Genomic DNA, 25,623 nt, shown 5'->3' on the forward strand with positions numbered 1-25,623 from the left:
CCATTCGAAAGATGAAGATTATTAGCGGGTCGCCCAGCCCTGCTTGTGCAGATAATCGAGAATAAACGGACGATTCTCTTTAATGATGGTGCGGCGAATGTGATCGCTCCAGGTATCACGACGATTATTGCTTCCGCGAGAGAGGTAATATTGCGCAAGCTGTTCATCATATTTCGCCAGTTCATCGGCATCCAGCGGCTGATAATGGTTTTCATGCACCACGATAGACGACGGCAGGCGCGGCTTAAGATCCGGGTTACTGTCCGGCCAGCCCAGGCACAGACCAAACAGCGGCAGCACGTGTTTAGGCAGCTTCAGCAGTTCGGTCACCGCCTCAATACTGTTGCGAATCCCGCCAATGTAAACGCCTCCGAGCCCGAGGGATTCTGCGGCGGTAAAGGCATTCTGCCCCATCAACGCCGTATCGACCACGCCCAGCAGCAGTTGCTCCGCAAGGCCAAGCTGCGCCTCCGGGCAAATTTGCAGATGGCGATTAAAATCGGCGCAGAAAACCCAGAACTCCGCCGCCTGCGCCACATGCTGCTGGCCGCCAGTCATTTCAACCAGTTGCGCGCGCATCGCTTTATCGGTGATGCGGATAATCGAACTGCACTGTAGAAAACTCGAACTGGATGCCGCCTGCGCGCTGGCGATAATCGCTGCACGTTGCTCGTCACTGATGGGCTTATCGGTAAACTGGCGAATAGAACGATGGCTGAGAAGCAGATCAATGGTCGGCGTCATCATGTTTTTCCTTATCTTGCTTAGGGGGCGTTTTGGCACTACGCCCCATCAATTGTGGTGCAACGGTCTGCGCCATGCCCCAAAACAGGGCAAAGGCGGCGGGGAGCATCAGGATTATCCCGGCGAAAATCATCACCGCCGCCGCCCCCTGGCTGGCGACCGGCTCAGGCAACGTGACATAGCCGTTGAGTGAGAGCCAGGCGGCCCCCAACAACACCATACCTATTGCTTCAAGAATCAAAACGCTTTTGGGTAACGACCCGAGCGAACGCATGCGTCCTCCGCTTAACCGTGCTGCTTTATCAGACCACAAGTCTATCTCACACGAAGCGATTGTTGCAGGGCAATTCGCCACACATAGCCAGAATGAATCGAAGCAACAGGCAGAACCTTCTTTCACGCCAGACGTAATAAGGTCATGATGAGCGCCTTATTTTAAGGTTGAGGAGAGAAACGATGTTCACCGTAATTTTTGGTCGCCCGGGGTGCCCGTACTGTGTGCGTGCAAAAGAACTGGCTGAGAAACTGACGCAAGAACGCGACGACTTCAACTATCGCTACGTTGATATCCACGCGGAAGGCATCAGCAAAGCCGATCTGGAAAAAACAGTGGGTAAGCCGGTTGAGACGGTGCCGCAGATTTTTGTCGATCAGCAACACATCGGCGGCTGCACGGATTTTGAAGCCTGGGCAAAAGAGACCCTCGGCCTGTACGCTTAATCCTTTTGATGCCCATCCAGCGGGTGGGCGTCGGCATCACGGTTTTTGAGCCGTAATAACGTGGTAACAAACAAGAAGCACAACGCCCCCAGCGCACACCAGAATACCGCACTAAACAGCCACGCCAGCTCCTGCCAGAACGAACGCTCAGAATAGAAAAACAGCCGCATCAGCACCATACATAAGGGTGCCGCCATAATCGCGCCGACCAGTGGCCGTAACACGCGACGTCCTGGCGAGATGAAGCTGGCGACCGCACCGGGAATCAAAAAGAACAATAATCCCAGTTCAGGTGCGCCAGACGCGCGAAATGCGCCCTTCATATGCAGCAGCAATGAAAAGAAAACCACGATAAAAAGCAGGAAACAGCAGATCACGCCGGTCCAGCCGCGTTCAGATCTCAAAGGATCCTCCTGAAAAATTCTCTATCAAACTCAACATTTCACCCATTGGGCGCCCAGTCAGATAAAGCATCTGGCCATCCGTGCCAAAACACTTAAGTACAAAAAGCGATTGTTGCTAGCCGAAGCGATAAGGAACGATTAAACTAACGGCTTCAATTTTTTGGTTATTTTGTAGGTACAGAACAGAGGCAACTACGCGGCTGTCTGAACCAAAACATTAGACTAAATAACCAACTCTTTCAACAAGTTACTGGTAAACAAGAAGTTAGTCTCCGTGAATATAAACGTCGCAGATTTGTTAAATGGGAATTACATCCTGTTATTATTCGTGGTGCTGGCACTTGGCCTTTGCCTGGGAAAATTACGTCTGGGTTCCGTTCAACTCGGTAATTCTATTGGCGTTTTAGTCGTCTCCCTGTTATTAGGCCAGCAGCATTTCAGTATTAACACGGAGGCGCTCAATCTCGGCTTTATGCTGTTTATTTTCTGCGTGGGCGTGGAAGCCGGGCCTAACTTTTTTTCAATTTTCTTTCGCGACGGCAAAAATTACCTGATGCTGGCGCTGGTGATGGTGGGCAGCGCCCTGCTGATTGCCCTGGGCCTCGGTAAGCTGTTCGGCTGGGACATCGGTCTGACGGCCGGTATGCTCGCAGGCTCGATGACCTCCACCCCGGTACTGGTTGGCGCGGGTGATACCCTCCGCCATTCGGGAATGGAACCGGGATTGTTAGCTATCGCTCAGGATCACTTAAGCCTCGGCTATGCCCTCACCTATTTGATTGGTCTGGTCAGCCTGATTGTCGGCGCGCGCTATCTGCCAAAACTGCAACATCAGGATCTGCAAACCAGCGCCCAGCAAATCGCCCGCGAACGTGGTCTGGATACGGACACCAATCGTAAAGTCTATCTGCCGGTTATCCGCGCCTATCGCGTCGGCCCGGAACTGGTGGCGTGGGCCGACGGTAAAAACCTGCGCGAGCTGGGCATCTATCGCCAGACCGGTTGCTACATTGAACGTATTCGCCGTAACGGCATTCTGGCGAACCCGGACGGCGACGCGGTGCTGCAGATGGGCGATGAGATTGCGCTGGTGGGATATCCGGACGCGCACGCCCGTCTCGACCCAAGCTTCCGCAACGGTAAAGAAGTGTTCGATCGTGATCTGCTCGACATGCGTATCGTCACCGAAGAAATCGTGGTCAAAAACCACAATGCGGTGGGCCGCCGCCTGGCACAGCTGAAACTCACCGACCACGGCTGTTTCCTTAACCGCGTCATTCGCAGCCAGATCGAAATGCCTATCGATGACAACGTGGTGCTCAACAAAGGTGATGTGCTTCAGGTCAGCGGTGACGCACGACGCGTGAAGACCGTCGCCGATCGTATCGGCTTCGTCTCTATTCACAGCCAGGTTACCGATCTGCTGGCCTTCTGCGCCTTCTTTATTGTCGGCCTGATGATCGGTATGATCACCTTCCAGTTCAGCAACTTTAGCTTTGGCGTGGGTAACGCGGCAGGTCTGCTGTTCGCGGGCATCATGCTCGGCTTCCTGCGTGCCAACCACCCGACCTTCGGTTACATCCCGCAGGGCGCGCTGAATATGGTGAAAGAGTTCGGCCTGATGGTCTTTATGGCAGGCGTCGGTTTAAGCGCGGGCAGCGGCATCGGCAACAGCCTCGGCGCGGTCGGCGGCCAGATGCTGGTCGCGGGGCTGATTGTCAGCCTGGTGCCGGTGGTGATTAGCTTCCTCTTTGGCGCGTACATTCTGCGCATGAACCGCGCGCTGCTCTTCGGCGCTATTATGGGCGCACGTACCTGTGCACCGGCTATGGAAATCATTAGCGACACTGCACGAAGCAACATTCCAGCGCTGGGCTACGCAGGCACCTACGCGATTGCTAACGTATTGTTAACATTGGCTGGTACACTGATTATCATTATTTGGCCTGGGCTAGGATAATTCTTAGTCTTAACGGTTTAGAAAAATTTTTAGGGATACAGAGAACTTTTCGCATAAGCGTCAGTCATAACTTATGCCACTGCTTTTCTTTGATGTCCCCATTTTGTGGAGCCCATCAACCCCGCCAGATTTGGTTCAAGGTTGATGGGTTTTTTGTTTTCTACAGCCCCTCACCCGCAATCCTCCCCACTGTTTCCCGTATCTGCCCCTTTGTTAGCGGCTGGCGGTCGGTGACAAAATGCAGTGTCATCCCTTCGATAAACGCATCCAGTGCGCGGGCGGTTGCCGGATCAAACCACTGCTCCAGCGTTTGCTGGCTGCGCTGCATCCAGTTTTGCATCACGCCTTTCAGCGCCGGGCGAGTCCCCGCGAAGGCGTACAGCTGATACATCAGCGTCATATTACGTGGCGTGGTGACTTCGCTGCTAAAGATAAGCTGAGTGATGGCATCACAGGCGGCTACAGGGTTTTCAACCGCACAAAAGAAGTCACGATACTCCTGAGACATCCGTTCGGTGAATACTGTGAACGCTTCCACCAGTAACGCTTCTATACCTTCAAAGTAATAGGTCATCGAGCCAAGCGGAACATCCGCGCAGCTGGCGATTTTGCGGTGCGTGACAGCGCTGATGCCATGAGCGGCAATGGTTTCCAGCGTGGCGTCAAGGATGCGCTCCCGGCGCTGCGGATCGTTGGGTCGACGGGCCATATTTCTCCTCGTTTGTTTGTGTACAAATGTACACAGCCTTGCTAGTGTTGTCGCATCATTTCGTCAACTTCGCTAAGGGATAACAACGTGACGCCCCGCAAAGCCCTTCAGTTGCGCATGTATGCGCTGTTTATGTTCTTCTTTTTACCGGGCTTGCTGATGGCCTCCTGGGCGACACGTACGCCTGCAATCCGCGATATTTTATCGGTATCAACGGCGGAGATGGGCATTGTGCTGTTCGGGCTATCGGTGGGCTCAATGAGCGGGATTCTTTGTTCGGCTCCGCTAGTGAAACGTTTTGGCACGCGCAAAGTTATTCGCACCACCATGTCATGCGCCGTCATCGGAATGCTGATTTTAAGCATCGCGCTCTGGTTCAGTTCAGCGTGGATTTTTGCCGCCGGGCTGGCGGTGTTTGGCGGCAGCTTTGGCGCGGCGGAAGTGGCTATTAACGTTGAAGGCGCCGCCGTAGAACAAGAGATGAAAAAAACCGTACTACCGATGATGCATGGTTTTTACAGTTTCGGCACGCTGGTGGGCGCGGGCGTTGGGATGGCGTTAACCGCCTTTGGTCTACCCGCTATGTGGCATATCGCCCTGGCGGCGCTGGTGGGCATTGCGCCTATCGCTATCGCCATTCGGGCGATCCCCGAAGGAACCGGTAAAAACGCCGCAGAAGGCACCGAACATAGTGAGAAAGGGGTACCTTTCTGGCGCGATATGCAACTGATGCTGATCGGCGTTGTGGTGCTGGCGATGGCATTTGCTGAAGGCTCAGCGAATGACTGGTTACCGCTGCTGATGGTTGACGGCCACGGGTTTAGCCCGAAGTCCGGTGCCTTGATTTACGCCGGTTTCACCCTGGGCATGACCATTGGCCGCTTTACCGGAGGCTGGTTCATTGACCGCTATAGCCGCGTGACGGTGGTGCGCGCCAGTGCGCTGATGGGCGCGCTGGGTATTGCGCTGATCATCTTTGTCGATGTTGATTGGGTGGCCGGTGTATCCGTTATTTTATGGGGGCTGGGCGCGTCGTTGGGCTTCCCGCTGACCATTTCCGCCGCCAGCGATACCGGCCCGGATGCGCCGACGCGCGTTAGCGTGGTCGCCACCACCGGTTACCTTGCTTTTCTCGTCGGGCCGCCGCTGCTGGGCTTCCTCGGCGAACATTATGGTCTGCGCAGCGCCATGCTCGCCGTACTGGCGCTGGTACTGATCGCCGCGCTGGTGGCGCGCGCGGTGGCGAAACCTGAACCCCACGTTGTGATGGAGAGTAATGGATGAGTATCAAACTGATTGCAGTCGACATGGATGGCACCTTCCTCAGCGATGCGAAAACCTATAATCGCGAGCGTTTCCTGGCTCAATATCAGCGCATGAAACAGCAAGGTATCCGCTTCGCGGTCGCCAGCGGTAACCAGTATTATCAGCTCATCTCCTTCTTCCCGGAGATTGCTGATGAAATCGCGTTTGTTGCCGAAAATGGTGGCTGGGTAGTGGATGCCGGAGAAGATATTTTCAACTGCAGTATTCCGAAGCCGCATTTTCAGGACGTGGTGCGTTATCTGCAAACCCGGACTGAACTGGAGATTATCGCCTGCGGGAAACAGAGCGCTTACACGCTAAAACGCTACGATCAGGCATTCAAAGATATTGCCATCCGCTACTATCATCGTCTGGAAGAAGTGGATAACTTCGACAACATTGACGATACCTTCCTCAAGTTTGGTCTTAACGTCCCGGATACTCTGGTTCCCGAGATGCAAAAACTGATTCATGAAGAAGTGGGCGATATGCTCACCGCCGTCACCACCGGACATGGCAGTATCGACCTCATCGTTCCAGGCGTTCATAAAGCGAACGGTCTGCGTCTGCTCCAGACACGTTGGGGTATTGATGACAGCGAAGTTCTCGCCTTCGGCGACAGTGGTAATGATATCGAAATGCTGCAACAGGCAGGCTATGGTTTTGCGATGGCGAATGCTTCTGATGTGGTGAAATCAGTCGCGAAATACCGCGCGCCGCATAATAACGAGGAAGGCGTGCTGGAGATTATTGAGAAAGCGCTAAACGGGGAAGCCCCGTTCGCCTGAATGACTGCCCGGCAGCGCTTGCCGGGCACACACATTATTGCGGTTGGTTACTGCTGCCGACCGTTTTATCTTTCAGGAAGAAGACAACCGCCACCAGCCACAGCACGCCATTTGCCAGGTTGAAGAGGCTAAACAGCCCATTCCCCCCTTGCAGGTACATGTGTTTGCTGACTTCGATGCCAACGGTAAAAATCAGCATCTGCAACATCCCCATCGCCGCCGAAACGGTGCCTTTACTCATCTCACTGGCAAACAGCGTCAGACGCACCAGGCCGGCATTCGCCACACCAATACCAAACGCGTAAACGCTCAATCCTGCCGTCATCCACAGATACGCGTGTGAAGACACAACCGTCGCAGCCGCAGCCAGCACTAAACCGGCCATTATTGGCCAACCGCCCATGATAATCAGCGAACGCACGGAACGCCGAGAGGTCAGGCGCGCCAGCGTCAGGTTACCGGCAATCAGCGCGCCGAAGATAGGTACCTGTAGCAGTCCATATTCATAGCTGCTTGCCTGCTCACCGCTGATAATAATCACTGGCGACTGGGCAATCCACGCCAGCAACGGCAGGCTAACAAACCCCGTCGCCAGCGCACCCGCCAGGAAACGTCCATTTTTGAGCACCAGCGCGTAATCTCGACCCAGCTCACCGAGAGAAAGCTTTTCACCAATACGCGTGGCGGTTTCCGGCATCGCACGGAACAAACCGCCAAAAGCGACAACCGAGAGCCCCGCGAACAGCACAAACATGCCTTCCCACGGCGCAACGTGCACCCAGGCCGCACCGACCAGTGGGCCAAGCAATGGCGCAATCAGCGCAACGTTCGCCATCAGTGCGGTAATTTTAATGCAGGTGGCTTCGTCGAAAGATTCCTGAATTGCCGCATAGCCTACCGCGCCGATAAAACACAGGCTGACCCCTTGCAGAAAACGCAGGAAAATAAACTGCTCAATATTCTGCACCAGCAGCGTGGCGAGACAGGTAACGATAAACCACACCACGCCGGTCAACATCACCGGACGGCGGCCAATACGGTCAGAAAGCGGCCCCAGCAGCCACTGTAAAAACATGCCGCCTGCCATATACGCCGTCATTGAGGTGGGAACCCACTCGTTGCCCGCGTTGAATTGTTCTACCACCGCCAGCATTCCCGGCTGAATCATATCGTTACCGATATAGGTGGAGAATTCGTACAGCACCAGACAGAGCGGAAAAAGCAGCGCCTGACGGCCCAGACGTTTGCCGGAAACAGAGGGATGACTCATGACCAAAACTAACTCAGTGTAAAAACGCGCAAGTTTAATCCACACATCGTAGTGACGATAGTAAATTATCGCCTGGATGTAATATTTCCGCACAATTTTACTCGTTTAAGGTTTGCTTAACGTTGAGCAGGTATAGTGTGCTGAATTCAACGAGTTAGCCTGATTAGCACGTGCATGTGAAAGCGGAATTAAGACTATCCCTCTTTACCGCTACGGTTAAGCTTTTTAAGGTATCGGTCATTAATCTGTCATAAAAGTCTGGATGTTATGCTGGAAACCCTGAACCACCAACTCTTCGCACTATTGAATGCCACACCCGCTTCGGCGCAGTGGTTAATCTCCCTGGCGACCTTTATCGCCCGTGACCTGATTTCAATCGTGCCCTTCCTGGCGGCTGCGCTCTGGCTATGGGGGCCGAAACAGCAGGTTTGCGCCCAGCGTCAGTTGGTGGTCAAAACCGCGCTGGCGATTGTCGTCGCCCTGACGCTTTCATGGGTGGTGGGCCATCTGTTCCCGCACGATCGTCCATTTGTCGACGGCGTGGGCTACAACTTCCTGCCGCATGCCGCAGACGACTCTTTCCCAAGCGATCACGGCACGGTGATTTTCACCTTCGCCCTCGCCTTCCTGTTCTGGCACCGTTTGTGGTCCGGCGCTGTGTTAATGGTTATCGCCGGTGCAATTGCCTGGTCACGCGTTTATCTTGGCGTGCACTGGCCTATCGATATGCTCGGTGGTTTCCTGAGCGGGCTTATCGGCTGCCTGACCTCACAGATGCTGTGGCACCACTTTGGTAGCCAGATTTATCAGCGCCTGCAATCCCTTTACCGCATGCTGTTCTCGCTGCCAATCCGCAAAGGTTGGGTGCGTGACTAAGCTGTCAGGCACAGGTAATATGACAGGCTGACTCCGGTGCCCTGCCGGAGCTGGCCCGGTAGAGGAAACATGGAAACACGACGCGACGAGCGGATTGGTCAACTCATTCAGGCATTAAAACGTAGCGATAAACTGCACCTTAAAGAAGCGGCGGCGCTATTGGGTGTCTCAGAAATGACGGTTCGCCGTGACCTGAATAGCCAGGGCGGGCCAGTGGTGCTGCTCGGCGGCTACATCGTCCTCGAACCGCGAAGTGCCTCGCATTATCTCTTAAGCGATCAAAAAACACGCCTGGTGGAGGAGAAGAAACGTGCGGCACAGCATGCTGCGCAGTTGCTTAAAGCCCACCAGATGGCCTTTTTCGACTGCGGGACAACAACGCCGTGGATCATCGATGCGATTGATAATGACCTGCCTTTTACCGGCGTTTGCTATTCACTGAACACCTTTCTGGCGTTGCAGGAAAAACCCAACTGCAAAGTGATCCTCTGCGGAGGGGAATTTCATGCCAGCAACGCCATCTTTAAACCGCTGAGCGAGCACGACACGCTCGCCCATCTTTGCCCGGATATCGCCTTCTATTCCGCGGCAGGCATCGATATGATTCAGGGCGCAACCTGCTTTAATCTTGAAGAGCTGCCGGTAAAACACTGGGCGATGCGTCAGGCTCGTTATCACGTACTTGTGGCGGATCACAGTAAATTTGGCAAGGTACGCCCGGCCAGAATGGGCGCGCTGGAAAAATTTGATGTGCTCGTCAGTGATGCAGCACCTGAGCGTCCATTGCAGGACTACTGCAAAAGCAAGAAGATTGAATTGCTGTGGTAAGTGTGAGAATTAACATCATACGAATAATTTCCGTATGATGTTAATCACTCTTCCTGCGACAAATATATATTTAGTCTATATATCCATCGTCCTTCATTTTGGTGTTTTCGCAATATTCTCGCCGACATAAACCGACAATCAATACGACGAAATCCAGTACGCCAGCGGTGATGGATATTTTAATAAACGTCCAGCCATTGAGCGGGACAAACCATAGCTGAATCAGCGCCAGACATGACCATGCCACCAGGATTATCAGACAGACAATGATGGTTGTTTTCATACTTCCCTTTCAAGAACAATGACATAGGCTTCGCGCATAAAAAACAGCAGCATACGGCGATAATCCTTTTCCATTGTCACGACCCGCCAGCCCTCTTTGGCATTTTTATTGAGAAAATCACTTAACTTAACAGGGTTGACTTTTGACCCGCCCAAGAGCAGGCTCCCCAGCATACCTTCCTTATAGATAACAGCTTTATATTCCTTCAAGAGGGTCTCTCTAATAAAAATAAATAATAGTTAGATATTTTCTTATTCACCAAAAATAAGAATATGCCAACGGTGCAGCCATACTATTATCGGGGGTCGTCAACGAGAGACAATTTAGGAAATCTTAATGATATATTAAGAAAATACGGGCAAAGAGTTGCGTCTGCTTTGTTCTTGCCGGATGCGGCATAAACGCCTTATCCGGCCTACAAGGTTTTGCACTCTTTTGTAGGCCTGATAAGCGTAGCGCATCAGGCAATTTCGCCCGTGGTGAATGGATTAAGAGAACCAGCCACCAAACCATTCATGGAATTTCATCAGCACGAAATCGAGCATCCGGTTAAAGAACCCGCCCTCTTCCACGGCTTCCATCACGATCAACGGACGCTGTTCGATGGTTTTATCATTCAGTTTAAAGTCGATAGTCCCGACAACCTGACCTTTCTTCAGCGGCGCGGTAAGTTGCGGCTGAGTCAGGGAGTAGCTGGCCTTCAGGTTTTTCAGTTGCCCTTTCGGTATGGTAATTGAGCCCGCTTCGCCTGCGCCCAGTTTCGCTTCGCTGGTATTACCAAACCAGACGCGCTGCGTCACAAAGGTGGCGTCTGGCTTAATTGGCGTCACCGTTTCAAAGAAGCGGAAGCCCCAGGTCAGCAGTTTCTCTGATTCACCAAAACGGATGCGGTCTGTTTTGGTGCCGAGTACCACGGAGATCAGGCGCATTTCACCCTGGCTGGCGGACGCTACGAGGTTATAGCCAGCACCGGCGGTGGTACCGGTTTTCACGCCATCGACGTTCAGGCTTGAGCTCCATAACAGACGGTTACGGTTTGGCTGGCGAATGTTATTAAAGGTGAATTCTTTCTCTTTGTGGATCGCGTACTCTTCGGGCACATCGTGGATCATGGCTTTAGTCAGCAAGGCCATATCGCGCGCAGTACTGAACTGCCCCGGCGCATCAAGGCCGTGGACGGTTTTAAAGGTGGTATTGGTCAGGCCAATCTTCTGCGCGTAGCCGTTCATCAGGCTCACGAAAGAGTCCTGGCTGCCCGCGACGTAATCCGCAATAGCGATACTGGCGTCGTTACCGGACTGGATAATCACCCCTTTATTCAGGTTCTCAACGGAAACCTGCTCGCCCGGTTTGAGGAACATGACGGAAGAGCCGCGCAGCACCGGGTTACCGGTCGCCCACGCATCTTTCCCGATAGTCACCATGTCGGTCGGCTTAATTTTGCCCGCTTTCAGCGCCTGTCCGACGACGTAGCTGGTCATAATTTTGGTCAGGCTGGCCGGGTCCAGTTTTTCGTCCGCATTCCCTTCGGTTAACACTTTACCGCTGGAGTAATCCATCAGGATCCACGCGCGTGCGTCAATCGACGGCGCATCAGGAAGTTGTTCCGCCGCCTGCACAGCAGGTGCGACAAGAAGTAAAAGAGCAGAGCCCGTCACCAGGCCACGAAGGGAAAAAGCATCACGCGTCATAAAAGCCACCCAAGTATCCATTCCAAAAAAACACGCCACTACCGTAACCGTGCTGCACCAGGCGGTGAGTAATAACGTATAAACTCTCTTAAAGAAACAGTGAGTTGGTAAAGTTTTTTAAGTTTACGCAAGATCCTCTGGATGTGCGAAAAACCTGAACAATTTTTTGATCGAGATTGCCTAAAGACTAAGATTGAATCACCATGCAAAAACGTACTGATACGAAACACTGGAGTGGTTATGATTACGCTGTGGGGCAGAAATAACTCAACGAACGTGAAAAAAGTCCGCTGGACGCTGGAAGAGCTGGAATTACCTTATCAGCAGATTATGGCGGGCATGGAGTTTGGTGTGAATCACGATGCCGAATTCCTTGCACTTAATCCCAATGGGCTGGTGCCGCTGCTAAAGGACGACGAAGCCGGTATCGTGCTGTGGGAATCCAACACCATCGTGCGTTATCTGGTGGCCCAGTACGGCCAGGGGCGCTTGTGGCAGGAGTCACCTGCTAAGCGCGCACTGGGCGAGAAGTGGATGGACTGGGCCAATGACACTTTAGCCGCCACTCACCGCCTGATCCTGATGGGGCTGGTCAGAACGCCGCCGGAAAAACGCGATCACGCAGCGATTGATAAAGCCATTGCCCAGTGCGAACCCCTGCTGGCGATTCTTGATGCCGAACTGGCGAAACAACGTTGGTTATCGGGCGAGGAATTTGGCCCTGGCGATATTGCCGTCGCGCCGTTCGTCTACAACCTGCTGGAAACGGTGAAAACCTGGCAACCGCATCCGCATCTCGCGCGCTGGTATCAGCAGCTTGCGGAGCGCCCTGCCTTCCAGAGCGTAGTGATGATCCCCGTTTCCTGATGTTCCTCAGGTACGCTGGCTGCTGCCGCGTACCTGCAATTTCCCGACCAGCCGCACGTGCGTCGCAACATCATCGCCATCGCATAAATACGCCACCGCCATTCGGCCCAGCTCACTGTAGGCTAACTGCACGCTGGTAAGCATGGGCGTCAGCTGATGCGCAATCCGTTGATCGTCATAACCGCACACCAGAATGTCTTCCGGCACCTTAATATTGAGCGTCGCCAGCGCCTGATAACAGCCGAGCGTCATCCAGTCGCTGGCGCAAAAGATGGCCTGCGGCGGCTGCGGTAATTTCATTAATTCCAGCGTGGCGTTAAAGGTCGCATTCAACGACCAGTCTGTCGGCTTAATTAACGCGTTATCAATCGTGATACCCGCCTGCTCAAGCGTCTGGCGATAACCCTCAAGACGCAGGACGCTGGCATCCATCCACTCATCCCCCGTAATGTGCGCGATACGCGTTACCCCCTGATCCAGCAGGTGACTCACGATCTGGCAAGCATTCGCGCGATCGTCTGGCAGGAACGTGGGCAATAAAGGCCGCGCGGGATCGTACTGATTCAGCAGTACAACCGGCACATTCAGCAAAGGTTCAAAAGGCGAAAAATCGAATGCGCGTGTGGTTGGACTCGCCAGAATTACCCCGGCACAATTTCGACCAGCCAGTTGCTGGATAATCTGCCGCGCCATCTCAAAATCATCGCCATAGTCGTAAACGGTCAGCAGCGTGTCACGCTGCCAGGCCGTGCTGCTGGCTTCACTCAGCGCGTCAATAAAGGGGTCGTAACCGTCCATTCCGCATAACAGTAATGCAATCTCTTCCTGCCCTTCCTGGCGGTGCGACACGGCGATTTTCTTATAGCCCAGCTTCTGCGCTGCAATCACGACGCGCTCGCGCGTATCTTCGCTCAAACGCACTGCCCGGCTATTGTTTAATACCAGTGACACGGTGGCCTGTGAAACCCCCGCTTCTCTGGCAATATCGCTCATGGTTATCTTATTTTTCTTTTGCATTTCGGCTCCTTATCGCTGCCGACTATAGCACAAAACTTCTACGCCTTTTTTGTGAACAACCCGGCAAATTACCAGGATTTTTATTGCCCAGACCACGAGGGTAATAAATATTAGCTAATATTATTACTAATGGAGAATACTCATGCAATCTCAGTGGAGTAAGTCACAGGCGCAGGAGTGGTACAACGAGCATGGATGGGCCTGTGGATTTAACTATTTACCGCGTACCGCAGTCAACTGGACGGAAATGTGGCAGGCCGAAACCTTCGACGCCCATACTATCGATCAAGAGCTGGAATGGGCGCATAACTATGGCTACAACGCTCTGCGCACCAACCTGCCGTTTATTGTCTGGGAAGACGATCGTGATGGGCTGCTGGCGCGTATCGATACGTTCCTGGCGATAGCCGCAAAACATCATATTCAGGTCATGCTGACCCTGATGGATGACTGTGGTTTCTCCGGCGACGAACCTTATCTTGGCCCGCAAAAAGATCCCGTACCTAATCTGCACAACAGCCAGGCGGCAGCCAGCCCGGGACGTGCTATTGTCATGAGCCCAAGCCTGTGGCCGCGCGTCGAAGCCTACGTGCGCGACGTCTTAACCCGCTTTAAAAATGACGAACGTGTGGCTATCTGGGATCTCTACAATGAACCCGGCAACCGTGGCGTGTTTGTCGGCCCCGGCGAATCATCAGATATAGACGACGCCCTGGAGGAATTTGCATTAACACTGATGGTCTCAGCGTTTAGTTGGGCACACGATGTTCGTCCAAGCCAGCCGCTTACTGTTGGTGCGTGGCATGTTGAACATGACGATTATGCGACTTTTGAACATCCCATTGATGCCACTGCGCTCGCACTGTCAGATATCGTCAGTTATCACAACTACAACACCGTCGCATGCCAGCTTGAAATTCTCGACAAACTGTCTCAGCGTGGACGTCCTGTGCTCTGCACCGAGTGGCTCGCTCGCCATCTTGATTGCAATTTGACAGAACAGCTTCCCCTCTTCAGCGCATTCGATACTGGATGTTATCACTGGGGGTTGGTGGAAGGCAGAACACAAACCTGGATCCCCTGGCCCGTAGTACAGCGTTCACAGCCAGACTGGCAATCACGTTGGTATCACGATGTGCTTCACGCCGACGGCAAACCGTGGTGTGAACAAGAAATGAAGATGGTGAAAGCGCTATCCACTTACCATCAACAGCGCAGAGATCGCCGCTGATCCTTTTACACGGAGGGTTATTCAATGAAAAAATCATTACTCCTGATGCTGGCCTGCTGCGGTTTCATCGCCATGCCCATTCTTGCGCACAGCGCCGAACAGGTTGAACTACGCTTTGCCTGGTGGGGCGGCAAAGCCCGTAACCAGGCCACCATGAAAGCGCTGGAAGCTTTCCAGGCAAAATATCCAAACATCAAGGTGAAAGCCGAATATACCGGCTGGGACGGTTTTTACCCGCGCCTCACCACTCAGATGAACAGTAATACCGAAGCCGACGTTATCCAGACCAACTGGAACTGGCTGACGCTGCTGTCGAAGAAAGGTGATGGTTTTTACGATCTCAATAAACTGAGTCAACCTTTAGGTCTGGATCAATATCCGCCTGAAGCGCTGGCAACCACCACCGTGAATGGCAAAATCAACGCCATTCCTATCTCCTCTAACGTCATGCTGTTCTTCTACAATGCCGCCACCTGGAAAAAAGCAGGCGTTGAGTTTCCAAAAACCTGGGATGAACTGCTGGCGACCGGCCCGGTATTTAAAGAGAAACTGGGCGATAACTATTACCCGCTGATTCTCTCCGAGCAGGATGCCTTGTTGATGCTGCGTTCTTATATGTATCAGAAGAACCAGAAAGAGATGATCGACGAGAAAACGAAGAAGATCGCCTGGTCACATGAAGAACTGGTCGAGGCGTTAACCTTCTATCGCAAGCTGGCGGATAACCACGTCATTCCGGACACCAAAGCGATGGCCTCGTTTGGTAAAGGCGTGAATTATGAAATGAAACCGTGGATCAACGGCGAATGGGGCGGCGTTTATAACTGGAACGTGCTCTACACCGCCGAATCGCAAAACCTGAAGAATCCGTCAGACCTGGTGATGGGCCCCTATCCAATGCATAAAGACGCAAAAGACGCCGGGCAGTTTAGGAAAACCGCACTGATGTACTCCATCAGCCGCAACACCAGGCATCCGCAGGAGGCCGCGCAATTACTGCATTTCCTGATGAGCGAATCTGAGGGTGTGCTTCCGGTTGGCCTTGAACGCGGCGCGCCGCTGAGCCGGGACGGTGAAAAAATCCTCCGCGACGCGGGTATTCTGAAAGATGAAGATCCGGTGATCGCGGGTCTGATTCAATCGACGTCAATGCCAAACAAATCAACGGCCTCGCCCTACCTGGAAGATCCGCAATTTGGCGCGCTGTTCACCGCCGCCCGCGAAAGCATCGACCACGGTAAAGCCTCCATCGACGAAGCCGCAACCACCTTCGAAGAGCAGGCAAACCGTATTTTACGTCGGATTATGCGTTAATTTTTAGGGCTAACCTTCAACAATTCGCCGTCGGACTCATCGGTTAAGACATACAGATAACCGTCGGGCCCGACGCGTACATCGCGGATACGCTGTTTGCGATCGCCGAGGATTCTCGACTCTTCCGTCACCTTATCGCCCTCCACCTGCATCACAATGACCGATTCATCCTTCAACGCGCCGATAAACAGTTTGTGTTGCCACTGTGGAAAGGTTTTCGCATCGTAAAATGCCATACCACTCAACGCCGGGGATTTTTTCCACACATAAAGCGGTGGCTCGGTGCCAGGCGCGGTTTCCCCTTTCGCTTCGGGGATCGGCAGCCCGCTGTAGTTAATGCCGTGCGTCGCCAGCGGCCAGCCATAGTTTTTGCCCGCTTGCGGAATGTTGATTTCATCACCGCCGCGCGGGCCGTGCTCGTTCAGCCACAATGTACCGCTCCAGGGATTCATTGCCATCCCCTGCGGGTTACGAATACCGTAAGACCAGATTTCCGGGCGAACGCCTGATTTATTTACCCACGGGTTATCTCCCGGCACCTTACCGTCATCGGTCAGGCGTACGACTTTGCCCTGAAGTTTATCGAGATCCTGCGCGGTGCTGCGCTGGTTGTTTTCACCGAGTCCAATATAGAGATGACCTTTGCCATCAAACACCAGTCTGCCGCCAAAGTGGTTACCGGTAGAGAGCTTCGGCATCTGCCGGAACACCACGCTGAAATCACTCAGCGTTTGGTTATCGTCACTTAATGTCCCATAACCGACCGCTGTTCCGGCTTTACCGTCATCGCCCGCTTCCGCAAAGCTCAGCCACACACGGCGCGACTTCGCAAAATCCGGGGCCAGCGCGACATCCAGCAAACCACCCTGCCCGTTTGCCCATACCTTTGGCACGCCCGAAATGGGCGCTGAGAGCCCTTTACCTTGTTGCCAGTGACGCAGTTCGCCGCTACGAAGGGTAATCAGCATCCCGCGATCATCCGGCAAAAAAGCCAACGCCCAGGGATGATCGAGCCTATCCTGCAACACCTGAACGTTGACCTCCGCCGATTGAGCGGAAGCGACATACAGCAGAGAACTTAAGGTAAGGGTAAGAAAAGTACGACGCATAGCCCACTCCGGTAACCGCCATTGTTTGGCTTAAGGGTAGTCAACGTCATTGATAATGCGGGGGATTTTACAAAACCTTTAACAGGGGGAGTTAACTCCCCCTGAGGTCAGGCGTGCAAAGTGTCGATGTGGGCATTCATACTATAAATGCTTTCACTCAACGTCGTCAGACAGCGTTCGAGCGATGCCACGTTAACGGCGATGGAGGTCGGGCAGTCATGGTGCCCGGTCATCAAACACACAGCCGCAGAAGCGATTGCTTCGCCTGCCTGCCGCAAAGCGTCCCTTTCTTTCGGCGTTGCGGACTGTATCAGCTGTGGCGCATTACGACGTAATTCACCACATAAATCAAACAAATTAGTACGCAGATGCTCGTTATCGCTGACCGACATATATCCCTTCGCTTTTCTGAGTTGCAGATAAGCGTCGAGATCGATGCGCGCATTGATGATTTTATTCATCATGTTGCGTTTCAGCGTCATTCCACTCATGCGATTTCCTCCCTCCTCATCCATTTGGCACATTTATTATAAGGTCATTTTTTGTACAGAATGATGCGTGAGGTCAATAATTCAACAACTGAAACGAACCAGAAACACTTTTTCTACACTGGCAGAAATCCCCGGCCTCCGGCCCGAAAAATGGTGAATAACGTATCTGGCTGTCGTGGCGCGCCGTATGTATAATCTCCCGATTCCGAGCAATGAATAGTATATAAAATGAGCAAAATTGGTTTTGTATCGTTGGGCTGCCCGAAAAACCTGGTGGACTCCGAACGTATTTTAACGGAGCTGCGTACAGAAGGTTACGACGTGGTCCCGAGCTACGATGATGCCGATATGGTTATCGTCAACACCTGCGGATTTATCGACAGCGCCGTCCAGGAATCCCTGGAAGCGATTGGCGAAGCCTTAAAAGAAAACGGCAAGGTGATTGTCACCGGCTGCCTGGGTGCCAAAGAAGATCAGATTCGCGAAGTACACCCAAAAGTGCTGGAAATTACCGGCCCGCATAGCTACGAGCAGGTGCTGGAACACGTCCATCACTATGCGCCGAAGCCGCAGCACAACCCGTTTACCAGCCTGGTGCCGGAACAGGGTGTGAAGCTGACGCCGCGTCATTACGCCTATTTAAAAATTTCCGAAGGCTGCAACCACCGCTGCACCTTCTGCATCATTCCGTCCATGCGTGGCGACCTCGACAGCCGCCCGATTGGCGATGTGCTCTCTGAAGCAAAACGTCTGGCCGACGCAGGCGTAAAAGAGCTGCTGGTTATCTCGCAGGATACCTCCGCTTATGGCGTCGACGTAAAACACCGCACCGGTTTCCATAACGGTTCCCCGGTTAAAACCAGCATGGTCAGCCTGTGTGAAGAACTGGCAAAACTGGGCGTCTGGGTGCGTCTGCACTACGTCTATCCGTATCCGCATGTCGATGACGTTATTCCGCTGATGGCGGAAGGCAAAATTCTGCCGTATCTCGACATCCCGATGCAGCATGCCAGCCCGCGTATTCTGAAACTGATGAAACGCCCAGGCTCCGTTGACCGCCAGCTGGCACGCATCAAACAGTGGCGTGAAATTTGCCCGGATCTCACCCTGCGCTCGACCTTTATTGTCGGCTTCCCGGGCGAAACGGAAGAAGATTTCCAGATGCTGCTCGATTTCCTGAAAGAAGCGCGTCTCGATCGCGTCGGTTGTTTCCAGTACAGCCCGGTTGAAGGCGCCAGCGCCAACGATCTGCCGGATCAGGTACCGGACGACGTGAAAGAAGATCGCTGGAACCGCTTCATGCAGCTGCAACAGCAGATCTCCGCCGAGCGCTTGCAGGAGAAAGTGGGCCGCGAAGTGATGGTCATCATCGATGAAGTGGATGAAGAAGGCGCGATTGGCCGCAGCATGGCCGATGCCCCGGAAATCGACGGCGCGGTGTATCTGAATGGCGAAACCAACGTCAAGCCGGGCGACATTATCCGCGTGAAGGTGGATAACGCCGACGAGTATGACCTGTGGGGCAGCCGGGTTTAAAAACTCGCGTTTAAAACTGAGCGGCGTTAACTCTGAATGAGTAAGCATGAGGAAGGAATCTCAGCGCCGCATTAACCTCTTCCATCAGTTGACTCCTCTCCCTCGCAAACCCACACTTTCTCACCCAAACTTAAGTCAAAGGCATGGTCTGCGCAGGCATTGTGCATTAAACTGCGCGCTGCAAAAACTGAGTAGATAAACGATTAATCAGGCGGTAATGGCGATGAACGGAACAATCACAACGTGGTTTCAAGATAAAGGTTTTGGATTTATCAAAGACGAGAACGGCGACAATCGCTATTTTCATGTGATTAAGGTCGCCAATCCTGATCTTATCAAGAAAGATGCAGCTGTAACCTTTGAGCCCACGACTAACAACAAAGGGCTCTCGGCGTATGCGGTAAAAGTGCTGCCAGAAAGCAAATATATCTACATTGCGGGCGAGCGTCTGAAACTTACCTCAATTAAATCTTACGTGGTGTTCAGCGAAGATGTGCCTGCCGATACGCGTATCGATAAAGAGAACGCGGTACTTTCAGTCGGCGTGCTGATGAACAGTATTCGCCCCAAAAGTGAGGCCAAACCGGGCGCGACGCGCACGCTGAAAAAACTGGCGATCACTACCTTCCAGGGGACAACGCATATCTTCTCGGAAGATGAAATTGATATCGATGCCACGGTGAAAATGCTCAAGGTTTAAGCCTGACATTCTCCCCCTGACACTCTTAACGGACTGACAAGCAAGATGACAAAACTTACCTTACAAGAGCAGATGCTCAAAGCGGGCTTAGTGACCAGCAAAAAAATGGCCAAAGTCCAGAGAACAGCGAAGAAATCACGCGTGCAGGCACGCGAGGCGCGCGAAGCGGTTGAAGAAAACAAAAAAGCGCAGCTTGAGCGCGATAAGCAACTGAGCGAGCAGCAAAAACAGGCCGTATTATCGAAAGAGCTGAAAGCGCAGGTTAAACAGCTGATTGAGATGAATCGCATCACCATCAGCAAAGGCAATATCGATTTTAACTTTACCGACAATAACCTCATCAAAAAAGTGGTGGTCGATAAAGTGACCCAAACTCAGCTGATTAATGGCCGCCTGGCGATTGCCCGTTTGCTGGTCGATGCGAATGGCGAGGCACAATACGCTATTATCCCGGCAAGCGTGGCAGATAAAATCGCCCAGCGTGATGCGGACAGCATTGTACTAAACAGTGCATTAAGTCAGGAAGAGCAGGACGAAGACGATCCGTACGCTGATTTTAAAGTGCCGGATGATTTGATGTGGTGATGGCGCAGTGAATGAAAGCCCTTTCGGGCTTTCATACGAAAATATCACGAATTCAATATATTGCAGAAACCTTGTAGGCCTGATAAGCGTAGCGCATCAGGCACTCAGTCCCCGAATCAGAATGAACGGTGGAAGTTAACCAGCGGTAACACCGGCACCGTGGCGTTCATCGCAACGTTAATCACACCAATCTGCAAACCTTCCAGGTGTTTAGTGGCGTTAATCAGGCCAAACTGGAAGTTGGTGGTATCGGCATAGTTAAAGGCACCAAAGTCGCTGGAGCTGCTGCCAGACGTTACGTTGATCGCCCCGATGTTTGAACCGGTAACATTTTCAGAGGTTACGTTCACCGCCCCCATGTTCAGGCCCTCAACGCTCCCACCGTTGAAGTTAACCGCGCCCAGGTTCATACCGGTGACATTATTCGCCACGTTGAAACCGCCCAGGTTGAAACCGGTCATGTCGTTCGTGCGGTTAAACGCCGCCATATTAAAACCGGTGGTGTTTTCAGACCAGTTGAATGCAGAAATATTGGCACCCACCGTCTCTTTTGATTTGTTAAATGGGGCAACGTTCAGACCGGTCATATTTTCGGAAACGTTGACGACCGCCACGTTCATGCCTTTAATATCACCTTCACTCCAGTTCGCAATAGCGCCAACGTTCAGACCCTCAACGTTACGGCTATGGTTAGCAACGGTAACGTTAGCACCGGTAATATCTTTCTCAATCCAGTTGAACGGGCTAACGTTGAAGCCTTTCATGTCACCGCCAATATAGTTACCAATGCCCGCCACGTTCATGCCACGCATCGTACCTTCGGTGTAGTTACCCAGACCGGCAACATTCAAACCGTACATCCGGCCTTTGTTATAATTGCCCAGACCCGCAACGTTCATACCATTAATATCGCCGGTACCATTCAGATTACCGACAGCAGTGGCCGCGCCAATATTCAGGCCATTAAGTTCGTCTGCTGCGCTGTAAATACCGAGGCTGGCACCGTTCATGACGCCAACCTGGTTTGCCAGGCTGATGTTCAGGCCGTTGTCTTCACCACCGTGCCAGTTGAACAGGCCAATCGCCGCCCCGTTGACGCCGTTACGCACGTGGGAACCGGCTGCCGCACCAAGCTGGAAACCATTAACCTGGTCCATTTCTGTATAGCCAAGAATCGGGAGATCAAAACCGTTTACCGTGCCGGTATCGCTGTAAAACAGGGAGCTCTGGAAGCCGTTGACTTCCTTATCGGTAGAGAGATTTTTTACCGAGGCTAATTGTACCGGCGTAGCAAAGCTCGCCGCGGAAAACATTGCGCATGAAATGAATAGAGCGAGTGTTGAACGTTTCATTTTGTACTTCCTTTTTTCAACGTAAAAGCCGCTTAGCGACATCATAATTCAGATAATACTTAGTCTTGATATAATGGTGGCTTAGCGAGACGAGGAAATATTTGCGAAACGTGCTTAAAAATAGGCAATTAATGCTCTATTACTTGTAACAACATATTAATAAAAAATACAATTTATATATCTGGAAATTCGTATATTCAGGCATTCTTCGCAAAAGATGCGAATTAAAATCAAAACAACAAAAACTTTAATATATATCAATTGTGGAACAGTCCTGTATTGAGCGCGCTGCGGGTGAATATACGCATTCAAATAATAACCTGGCGCGCCTCATTCCGGGTGGTAATTATCACGAAGGAATAATATTCCCCCCTCTGTTTGCGTGTTTCATGCAACGCTAAAACACGCAAACAGACAATTACCCTTTAATTTTCGGATCCAACGCATCACGCAGCCCGTCGCCCAGCAGGTTAAACGCCAGTACCGTCAGGAATATCGCGATTGCCGGGAAGAGCGCGACGTGCGGCGACATCACCATATCCGCGCGCGCTTCATTGAGCATGGCGCCCCACTCCGGCGTGGGGGGTTGTGCGCCCAGGCCGAGGAAAGAGAGGCTGGCCGCGGAGATAATCGACACCCCGATACGCATGGTGAAATAGACCACTATCGACGACACAGTTCCAGGCAAAATATGGTGAAAAATAATCGTGATATCGTTCGCGCCAATGCTGCGGGCCGACTCAACGAAGGTTTGCTGCTTGAGCACCAGCGTATTCCCGCGCACCAGGCGTGCGAATGCCGGCACCGAGAAAATCGCGACCGCGATAATCACGTTGGTCATACCGCTGCCCATCACCGCCACCACGGCAATCGCCAGCAGGATCCCGGGAAAGGCAAATAACACATCGCAGATGCGCATGATGATGCGATCCCACCAACCTTCATAGTATCCCGCCAGCAACCCCAGCACCGTGCCGATCGCTGCCCCAATCAGCACGGCAAAGACGCCCGCGGCCAGTGAGATTTGCGCGCCCACCAGCACGCGGCTAAAAATGTCGCGGCCCAGCGAATCGACACCAAACCAATGTATTAATGACGGCCCCTCATTAAGACGGTCATAGTCGAAATAGTTTTCCGCATCGAATGGTGCAATCCACGGCGCGACCAGCGCCACAGCAATCAGCAGCAGAATGAATATCCCCGCCGCCATCGCCACCGGTTGATGACGGAATCGACGCCAGAACTCGCGCCACGGCGTGCGCGGTTGCGTACTGTGAATCGTCGGCAGCGCATTGAGAGCGGCCTGGCGTCGCCAGTTAAGTAGTCGCACTTATTTATACCTGATAGCCGGGTTAATGGCGGCGTAGAGCACATCCACCACTAAGTTGATAAGAATAAACTCCAGCGAAAAGAGCAGCACTTCCGCCTGAATCACCGGATAATCGCGCATCTCCACCGAATCGACCAGTAAACGGCCCAGCCCCGGCCAGTTGAACACTTTCTCCACCACAATCGAGCCGCCCAGCAGAAAGCCAAACTGTAAGCCCATCATGGTGACAACCGGGATCATCGCGTTGCGCAGACCGTGCTTGAGCACCACCAGGCGCTCGCTGACACCTTTTGCCCGCGCGGTACGCATATAGTCTTCGTTGAGCACATCGACAAACGACGCGCGAGTGAAGCGCGCCATCACCGCAGCCACCGCCGCGCCCAGCGTCAGCGACGGCAAAATGTAGTGCTTCCAGCTATCCGCGCCCACCGTGGGCAGCCAGCCGAGTTCAACGGAGAAAACCTGCATCAGCAGCATGCCCAGTGCAAACGCCGGGAAGGAAATACCGGTAACGGCAATTGCCATGCCGAGCCTGTCTGGCCAGCGATTACGCCAGACAGCGGCGACAATCCCCATCGCCATACCGAAAATCACCGCCCAAACCATGCTGGCAAGCGTCAGCCACAGGGTTGGCATAAAGCGGCTGGCGATCTCTTCCGAAACCGGGCGACGCGAGACCATCGACAGGCCGAAATCTCCCTGAATCGCATTGGTAATATAGTGCCAGAACTGCACATATAGCGGCTGATCGAGCCCCAGTTGCTGACGCACCAGCGCGATCACTTCTGCGTCAGCCTCCGGCCCGGCAATCAGGCGCGCCGGATCGCCCGGCAGCATATGGACAAACAGAAACACCAGCACCGCCACAATCAGCAGCGTCGGGATAAGCCCCAGCAGGCGTTTAATAACATAGTTGAGCATGACTCTCCTTGTGTTCAGCCCCCGCGCAGGGGGCAGAACCTTACTTCAGATCCGCCTCGTCGAAGCTAAAACCGGTATCCGGCATGATATAGAAGCCCGTCAGTTTTTTGCTGTGTGCGGAAACCAGTTTCTCAACCACCAGCGGCACCCATGGCGACTCTTTCCAGAGTGTATCCTGCGCGGCTTTATAGAGGCTGGCTTTCTGTTTACTGTCAGTGGTTTTCAGCGCATCCGTCAGGTCTTTATCCACCTGCGGGTTGCTGTAAAACGCGGTGTTAAACAGGGTTGGCGGCCAGTTCTGCGAGGCAAACAGCGGCGACAGCGCCCAGTCCGCTTCGCCCGTTGAAGCAGACCAGCCGGTATAGAACATGCGCACACCGCTCTCTTTCTGCCCTTTACCCTCAACTTCCGCCGCTCGCTGCCCGGCATCCATCGCCGTCACCTGCGCTTTAATGCCCACCTGCGCCAGCTGCTGCTGAGTAAACTGCAACACTTTCTGCGCGGTGCTGTGATTATGCGATGACCACAGCGTGGTGCTGAAGCCGTTCGGGTAGCCCGCTTCTTTCAAGAGTTCGCGCGCTTTCGCCGGGTCGTACTTCCACGCCGGGTAACTTTGCGCATAGGCAATCGACGGCGGGACGATGCCCGTCGCCGGCGTGGCATAACCGGCAAATGCGACCTTCACCAGCGCCTGGCGGTTGATGGCGTAGTTAATCGCTTCCCTTACTTTCGGGTTGTCGAACGGCTTTTGCGTCACGTTCATGCTGATATAACGCTGCATGATTGATGGGCTGGCGACCAGTTCCAGGTTGGTATTTTTCTCGAGCAACGGTGCTTGCTCATAAGGGATCGGGAAGGCAAACTGCGCTTCTCCCGTTTGCAGCATCGCCGCACGGGTATTGTTATCGACAACCGGACGCCAGGTGATGGTATCCAGCTTCGGCAGCCCTTTTTGCCAGTAACCGTCAAACTTCTTCACCTTCACAAAATCGGTCTGATTCCAGGTTTCGAGGGTATACGGCCCGGTTCCCACCGGATGGAAGCCGATTTCATTGCCATATTTTTTCAGCGCCGCCGGGGAGATCATCGCCGTCGCCGGGTGAGCCAGAATATTGATAAACGCCGAGAACGGCTGTTTCAGGGTGATTTTGACGGTGTTGGCATCCACCGCCTCGGTTTTAGCGATATTTTTATACAGGTTATAACGCTTGAGATGATTTTCCGGATTGCTGGCGCGGTCGAGGTTGGCCTTCACCGCTTCGGCGTTGAAATCGGTGCCGTCCTGGAATTTCACACCTTCACGTAGCCTGATCGTATAGTTCAGCCCATCGTCAGAAACCGTGTAGCTCTCCGCCAGCACGTTCTGCAATTTCATCTCTTTATCAAGGCCAAACAGCCCCTGATAGAACGACTTCGCCACCGCCTGCGACAGGGTGTCGTTGGCGTCATACGGGTCGAGCGTGGTGAAGTTCGAGCCGACCGCCACCACCACATCTTTGGCGGCAAACGCCGGGGACGCCGCCAGCGCGGAGGCCACGCCCAGCGCCAGAAGCCATTTACCTGATACGCGTTGTCTCATGTTGTTCTCCTGA

At 53.2% G+C, this 25,623-nt stretch carries 27 protein-coding genes; 12 read left to right on the forward strand and 15 right to left on the reverse strand.

Going from position 1 to position 25,623, the window contains the following annotated elements; all coding sequences use genetic code 11:
- Positions 1–21 precede the first annotated feature (21 nt).
- The gene (gene nfsA / locus DBY68_RS15405) at positions 22–744 is read right to left on the reverse strand and encodes an oxygen-insensitive NADPH nitroreductase (protein ID WP_108474640.1); all 723 of its coding nucleotides are present in this window, start codon (positions 742–744) and stop codon (positions 22–24) included.
- Positions 728–1,018 (reverse strand): DUF1418 family protein, encoded by a 291-nt coding sequence (locus tag DBY68_RS15410; RefSeq protein WP_108474641.1) that lies wholly within the window; start codon positions 1,016–1,018, stop codon positions 728–730. The genes nfsA and DBY68_RS15410 overlap by 17 nt, the downstream gene beginning before the upstream one ends.
- Positions 1,019–1,200: 182 nt before the next feature.
- On the opposite strand from DBY68_RS15410, the gene DBY68_RS15415 reads away from it, so the two are divergent.
- Positions 1,201–1,464, forward strand: coding sequence for a GrxA family glutaredoxin (locus DBY68_RS15415; protein ID WP_015965155.1), 264 nt, complete (start codon positions 1,201–1,203; stop codon positions 1,462–1,464).
- On the opposite strand, the gene DBY68_RS15420 is transcribed toward DBY68_RS15415, so the two are convergent.
- On the reverse strand, positions 1,461–1,868 hold the full coding sequence (locus tag DBY68_RS15420) for an inner membrane protein YbjM (protein WP_108474642.1): 408 nt from the start codon (positions 1,866–1,868) through the stop codon (positions 1,461–1,463). The genes DBY68_RS15415 and DBY68_RS15420 overlap by 4 nt on opposite strands.
- A gap of 274 nt (positions 1,869–2,142) precedes the next feature.
- On the opposite strand from DBY68_RS15420, the gene DBY68_RS15425 reads away from it, so the two are divergent.
- On the forward strand, positions 2,143–3,828 hold the full coding sequence (locus DBY68_RS15425; protein WP_108474643.1) for an aspartate:alanine antiporter: 1,686 nt from the start codon (positions 2,143–2,145) through the stop codon (positions 3,826–3,828).
- A gap of 160 nt (positions 3,829–3,988) precedes the next feature.
- Here the strand turns inward: DBY68_RS15425 and DBY68_RS15430 are convergent, their stop codons facing one another.
- Positions 3,989–4,537 carry a TetR family transcriptional regulator gene (locus DBY68_RS15430; RefSeq protein ID WP_108474644.1) on the reverse strand — a complete coding sequence of 183 codons (549 nt, stop codon included), beginning with the start codon at positions 4,535–4,537 and terminating at the stop codon, positions 3,989–3,991.
- Between the two features lie 117 nt (positions 4,538–4,654).
- Here DBY68_RS15430 and DBY68_RS15435 point away from each other — a divergent pair, with 117 nt between their 5' ends.
- Together DBY68_RS15435 and DBY68_RS15440 are read left to right on the forward strand one after the other, a co-directional pair.
- Entirely contained in the window at positions 4,655–5,821 is a 1,167-nt protein-coding gene (locus tag DBY68_RS15435; RefSeq protein WP_108474681.1) for an MFS transporter, read from the forward strand.
- Positions 5,818–6,630: a Cof-type HAD-IIB family hydrolase gene (locus tag DBY68_RS15440; protein ID WP_108474645.1), complete on the forward strand. Its 813-nt coding sequence runs from the start codon at positions 5,818–5,820 to the stop codon at positions 6,628–6,630. Before DBY68_RS15435 ends, DBY68_RS15440 begins: the two co-directional genes overlap by 4 nt.
- 34 nt (positions 6,631–6,664) lie before the next feature.
- Here the strand turns inward: DBY68_RS15440 and DBY68_RS15445 are convergent, their stop codons facing one another.
- Positions 6,665–7,900 (reverse strand): MFS transporter, encoded by a 1,236-nt coding sequence (locus DBY68_RS15445; protein ID WP_108474682.1) that lies wholly within the window; start codon positions 7,898–7,900, stop codon positions 6,665–6,667.
- Between the two features lie 267 nt (positions 7,901–8,167).
- Here DBY68_RS15445 and ybjG point away from each other — a divergent pair, with 267 nt between their 5' ends.
- Together ybjG and deoR are read left to right on the forward strand one after the other, a co-directional pair.
- Positions 8,168–8,776, forward strand: coding sequence for an undecaprenyl-diphosphate phosphatase (gene ybjG / locus DBY68_RS15450; RefSeq protein WP_108474646.1), 609 nt, complete (start codon positions 8,168–8,170; stop codon positions 8,774–8,776).
- Between the two features lie 69 nt (positions 8,777–8,845).
- The gene (gene deoR / locus DBY68_RS15455; RefSeq protein ID WP_108474647.1) at positions 8,846–9,604 is read left to right on the forward strand and encodes a DNA-binding transcriptional repressor DeoR; all 759 of its coding nucleotides are present in this window, start codon (positions 8,846–8,848) and stop codon (positions 9,602–9,604) included.
- A 70-nt stretch (positions 9,605–9,674) separates the two neighbouring features.
- Here deoR and DBY68_RS15460 read toward each other — a convergent pair whose 3' ends face one another.
- The 3 genes from DBY68_RS15460 to dacC form a co-directional block, all read right to left on the reverse strand.
- Positions 9,675–9,887, reverse strand: a complete 213-nt coding sequence (locus DBY68_RS15460) for a hypothetical protein (RefSeq protein WP_108474648.1) — start codon at positions 9,885–9,887, stop codon at positions 9,675–9,677.
- Complete coding sequence (locus tag DBY68_RS15465; RefSeq protein WP_108474649.1) at positions 9,884–10,096, reverse strand: DUF4177 domain-containing protein; 213 nt, start codon at positions 10,094–10,096, stop codon at positions 9,884–9,886. Before DBY68_RS15465 ends, DBY68_RS15460 begins: the two co-directional genes overlap by 4 nt.
- 279 nt (positions 10,097–10,375) lie before the next feature.
- Positions 10,376–11,578 (reverse strand): serine-type D-Ala-D-Ala carboxypeptidase, encoded by a 1,203-nt coding sequence (gene dacC / locus DBY68_RS15470; protein ID WP_108474683.1) that lies wholly within the window; start codon positions 11,576–11,578, stop codon positions 10,376–10,378.
- A 240-nt stretch (positions 11,579–11,818) separates the two neighbouring features.
- Here dacC and DBY68_RS15475 point away from each other — a divergent pair, with 240 nt between their 5' ends.
- Positions 11,819–12,445, forward strand: a complete 627-nt coding sequence (locus tag DBY68_RS15475) for a glutathione S-transferase family protein (RefSeq protein WP_108474650.1) — start codon at positions 11,819–11,821, stop codon at positions 12,443–12,445.
- Between the two features lie 6 nt (positions 12,446–12,451).
- Here the strand turns inward: DBY68_RS15475 and DBY68_RS15480 are convergent, their stop codons facing one another.
- Complete coding sequence (locus DBY68_RS15480; RefSeq protein ID WP_108474651.1) at positions 12,452–13,462, reverse strand: LacI family DNA-binding transcriptional regulator; 1,011 nt, start codon at positions 13,460–13,462, stop codon at positions 12,452–12,454.
- Positions 13,463–13,604: 142 nt separating this feature from the next.
- On the opposite strand from DBY68_RS15480, the gene DBY68_RS15485 reads away from it, so the two are divergent.
- Positions 13,605–14,693, forward strand: a complete 1,089-nt coding sequence (locus DBY68_RS15485) for a cellulase family glycosylhydrolase (RefSeq protein ID WP_108474652.1) — start codon at positions 13,605–13,607, stop codon at positions 14,691–14,693.
- 24 nt (positions 14,694–14,717) lie between these two features.
- Positions 14,718–16,007 (forward strand): ABC transporter substrate-binding protein, encoded by a 1,290-nt coding sequence (locus DBY68_RS15490; RefSeq protein WP_108474653.1) that lies wholly within the window; start codon positions 14,718–14,720, stop codon positions 16,005–16,007.
- Here DBY68_RS15490 and DBY68_RS15495 read toward each other — a convergent pair.
- Together DBY68_RS15495 and DBY68_RS15500 are read right to left on the reverse strand one after the other, a co-directional pair.
- Positions 16,004–17,116: a PQQ-dependent sugar dehydrogenase gene (locus tag DBY68_RS15495; RefSeq protein ID WP_108474654.1), complete on the reverse strand. Its 1,113-nt coding sequence runs from the start codon at positions 17,114–17,116 to the stop codon at positions 16,004–16,006. The two genes, DBY68_RS15490 and DBY68_RS15495, sit on opposite strands and share 4 nt — an antisense overlap.
- 107 nt (positions 17,117–17,223) lie before the next feature.
- Entirely contained in the window at positions 17,224–17,598 is a 375-nt protein-coding gene (locus DBY68_RS15500; protein ID WP_229837678.1) for a biofilm formation regulator BssR, read from the reverse strand.
- A 237-nt stretch (positions 17,599–17,835) separates the two neighbouring features.
- Between DBY68_RS15500 and rimO the strand changes: the two genes are divergently transcribed.
- The 3 genes from rimO (at position 17,836) to DBY68_RS15515 (ending at position 20,428) form a co-directional block, all read left to right on the forward strand.
- Positions 17,836–19,143: a 30S ribosomal protein S12 methylthiotransferase RimO gene (rimO, locus tag DBY68_RS15505; RefSeq protein WP_108474656.1), complete on the forward strand. Its 1,308-nt coding sequence runs from the start codon at positions 17,836–17,838 to the stop codon at positions 19,141–19,143.
- Between the two features lie 217 nt (positions 19,144–19,360).
- Positions 19,361–19,843 (forward strand): cold shock domain-containing protein, encoded by a 483-nt coding sequence (locus DBY68_RS15510; protein ID WP_108474657.1) that lies wholly within the window; start codon positions 19,361–19,363, stop codon positions 19,841–19,843.
- A 45-nt stretch (positions 19,844–19,888) separates the two neighbouring features.
- Positions 19,889–20,428 (forward strand): DUF2058 domain-containing protein, encoded by a 540-nt coding sequence (locus tag DBY68_RS15515; RefSeq protein ID WP_108474658.1) that lies wholly within the window; start codon positions 19,889–19,891, stop codon positions 20,426–20,428.
- Between the two features lie 116 nt (positions 20,429–20,544).
- On the opposite strand, the gene DBY68_RS15520 is transcribed toward DBY68_RS15515, so the two are convergent.
- The 4 genes from DBY68_RS15520 to gsiB form a co-directional block, all read right to left on the reverse strand.
- Positions 20,545–21,780: a hypothetical protein gene (locus tag DBY68_RS15520; RefSeq protein WP_108474659.1), complete on the reverse strand. Its 1,236-nt coding sequence runs from the start codon at positions 21,778–21,780 to the stop codon at positions 20,545–20,547.
- 418 nt (positions 21,781–22,198) lie between these two features.
- Positions 22,199–23,110, reverse strand: a complete 912-nt coding sequence (gene gsiD / locus DBY68_RS15525; RefSeq protein ID WP_108474660.1) for a glutathione ABC transporter permease GsiD — start codon at positions 23,108–23,110, stop codon at positions 22,199–22,201.
- Positions 23,111–24,031 carry a glutathione ABC transporter permease GsiC gene (gene gsiC / locus DBY68_RS15530; RefSeq protein ID WP_015965178.1) on the reverse strand — a complete coding sequence of 307 codons (921 nt, stop codon included), beginning with the start codon at positions 24,029–24,031 and terminating at the stop codon, positions 23,111–23,113.
- Positions 24,032–24,071: 40 nt separating this feature from the next.
- Complete coding sequence (gene gsiB, locus DBY68_RS15535; protein ID WP_108474661.1) at positions 24,072–25,610, reverse strand: glutathione ABC transporter substrate-binding protein GsiB; 1,539 nt, start codon at positions 25,608–25,610, stop codon at positions 24,072–24,074.
- Positions 25,611–25,623: the final 13 nt, after the last annotated feature.

It is taken from the genome of Pseudocitrobacter sp. RIT415, from assembly GCF_003057695.2.
In the GTDB taxonomy this organism is placed as follows: Bacteria; Pseudomonadota; Gammaproteobacteria; order Enterobacterales; family Enterobacteriaceae; genus Pseudocitrobacter; species Pseudocitrobacter faecalis.

Coding starts and splice junctions, on each gene's coding strand:
- DBY68_RS15430 (WP_108474644.1), bottom strand. CDS start 4,537: ATGGCCCGTCGACCCAACGATCCGCAGCGCCGGGAGCGCATCCTTGAC.
- rimO (WP_108474656.1), top strand. CDS start 17,836: ATGAGCAAAATTGGTTTTGTATCGTTGGGCTGCCCGAAAAACCTGGTG.
- DBY68_RS15480 (WP_108474651.1), bottom strand. CDS start 13,462: ATGCAAAAGAAAAATAAGATAACCATGAGCGATATTGCCAGAGAAGCG.
- DBY68_RS15520 (WP_108474659.1), bottom strand. CDS start 21,780: ATGAAACGTTCAACACTCGCTCTATTCATTTCATGCGCAATGTTTTCC.
- DBY68_RS15440 (WP_108474645.1), top strand. CDS start 5,818: ATGAGTATCAAACTGATTGCAGTCGACATGGATGGCACCTTCCTCAGC.
- DBY68_RS15490 (WP_108474653.1), top strand. CDS start 14,718: ATGAAAAAATCATTACTCCTGATGCTGGCCTGCTGCGGTTTCATCGCC.
- DBY68_RS15485 (WP_108474652.1), top strand. CDS start 13,605: ATGCAATCTCAGTGGAGTAAGTCACAGGCGCAGGAGTGGTACAACGAG.
- DBY68_RS15435 (WP_108474681.1), top strand. CDS start 4,655: ATGTATGCGCTGTTTATGTTCTTCTTTTTACCGGGCTTGCTGATGGCC.
- gsiB (WP_108474661.1), bottom strand. CDS start 25,610: ATGAGACAACGCGTATCAGGTAAATGGCTTCTGGCGCTGGGCGTGGCC.
- DBY68_RS15415 (WP_015965155.1), top strand. CDS start 1,201: ATGTTCACCGTAATTTTTGGTCGCCCGGGGTGCCCGTACTGTGTGCGT.
- DBY68_RS15410 (WP_108474641.1), bottom strand. CDS start 1,018: ATGCGTTCGCTCGGGTCGTTACCCAAAAGCGTTTTGATTCTTGAAGCA.
- nfsA (WP_108474640.1), bottom strand. CDS start 744: ATGACGCCGACCATTGATCTGCTTCTCAGCCATCGTTCTATTCGCCAG.
- DBY68_RS15445 (WP_108474682.1), bottom strand. CDS start 7,900: ATGAGTCATCCCTCTGTTTCCGGCAAACGTCTGGGCCGTCAGGCGCTG.
- DBY68_RS15460 (WP_108474648.1), bottom strand. CDS start 9,887: ATGAAAACAACCATCATTGTCTGTCTGATAATCCTGGTGGCATGGTCA.
- DBY68_RS15495 (WP_108474654.1), bottom strand. CDS start 17,116: ATGCGTCGTACTTTTCTTACCCTTACCTTAAGTTCTCTGCTGTATGTC.
- DBY68_RS15475 (WP_108474650.1), top strand. CDS start 11,819: ATGATTACGCTGTGGGGCAGAAATAACTCAACGAACGTGAAAAAAGTC.
- DBY68_RS15500 (WP_229837678.1), bottom strand. CDS start 17,598: ATGACGCTGAAACGCAACATGATGAATAAAATCATCAATGCGCGCATC.
- dacC (WP_108474683.1), bottom strand. CDS start 11,578: ATGACGCGTGATGCTTTTTCCCTTCGTGGCCTGGTGACGGGCTCTGCT.
- DBY68_RS15515 (WP_108474658.1), top strand. CDS start 19,889: ATGACAAAACTTACCTTACAAGAGCAGATGCTCAAAGCGGGCTTAGTG.
- gsiC (WP_015965178.1), bottom strand. CDS start 24,031: ATGCTCAACTATGTTATTAAACGCCTGCTGGGGCTTATCCCGACGCTG.
- DBY68_RS15510 (WP_108474657.1), top strand. CDS start 19,361: ATGGCGATGAACGGAACAATCACAACGTGGTTTCAAGATAAAGGTTTT.
- ybjG (WP_108474646.1), top strand. CDS start 8,168: ATGCTGGAAACCCTGAACCACCAACTCTTCGCACTATTGAATGCCACA.
- deoR (WP_108474647.1), top strand. CDS start 8,846: ATGGAAACACGACGCGACGAGCGGATTGGTCAACTCATTCAGGCATTA.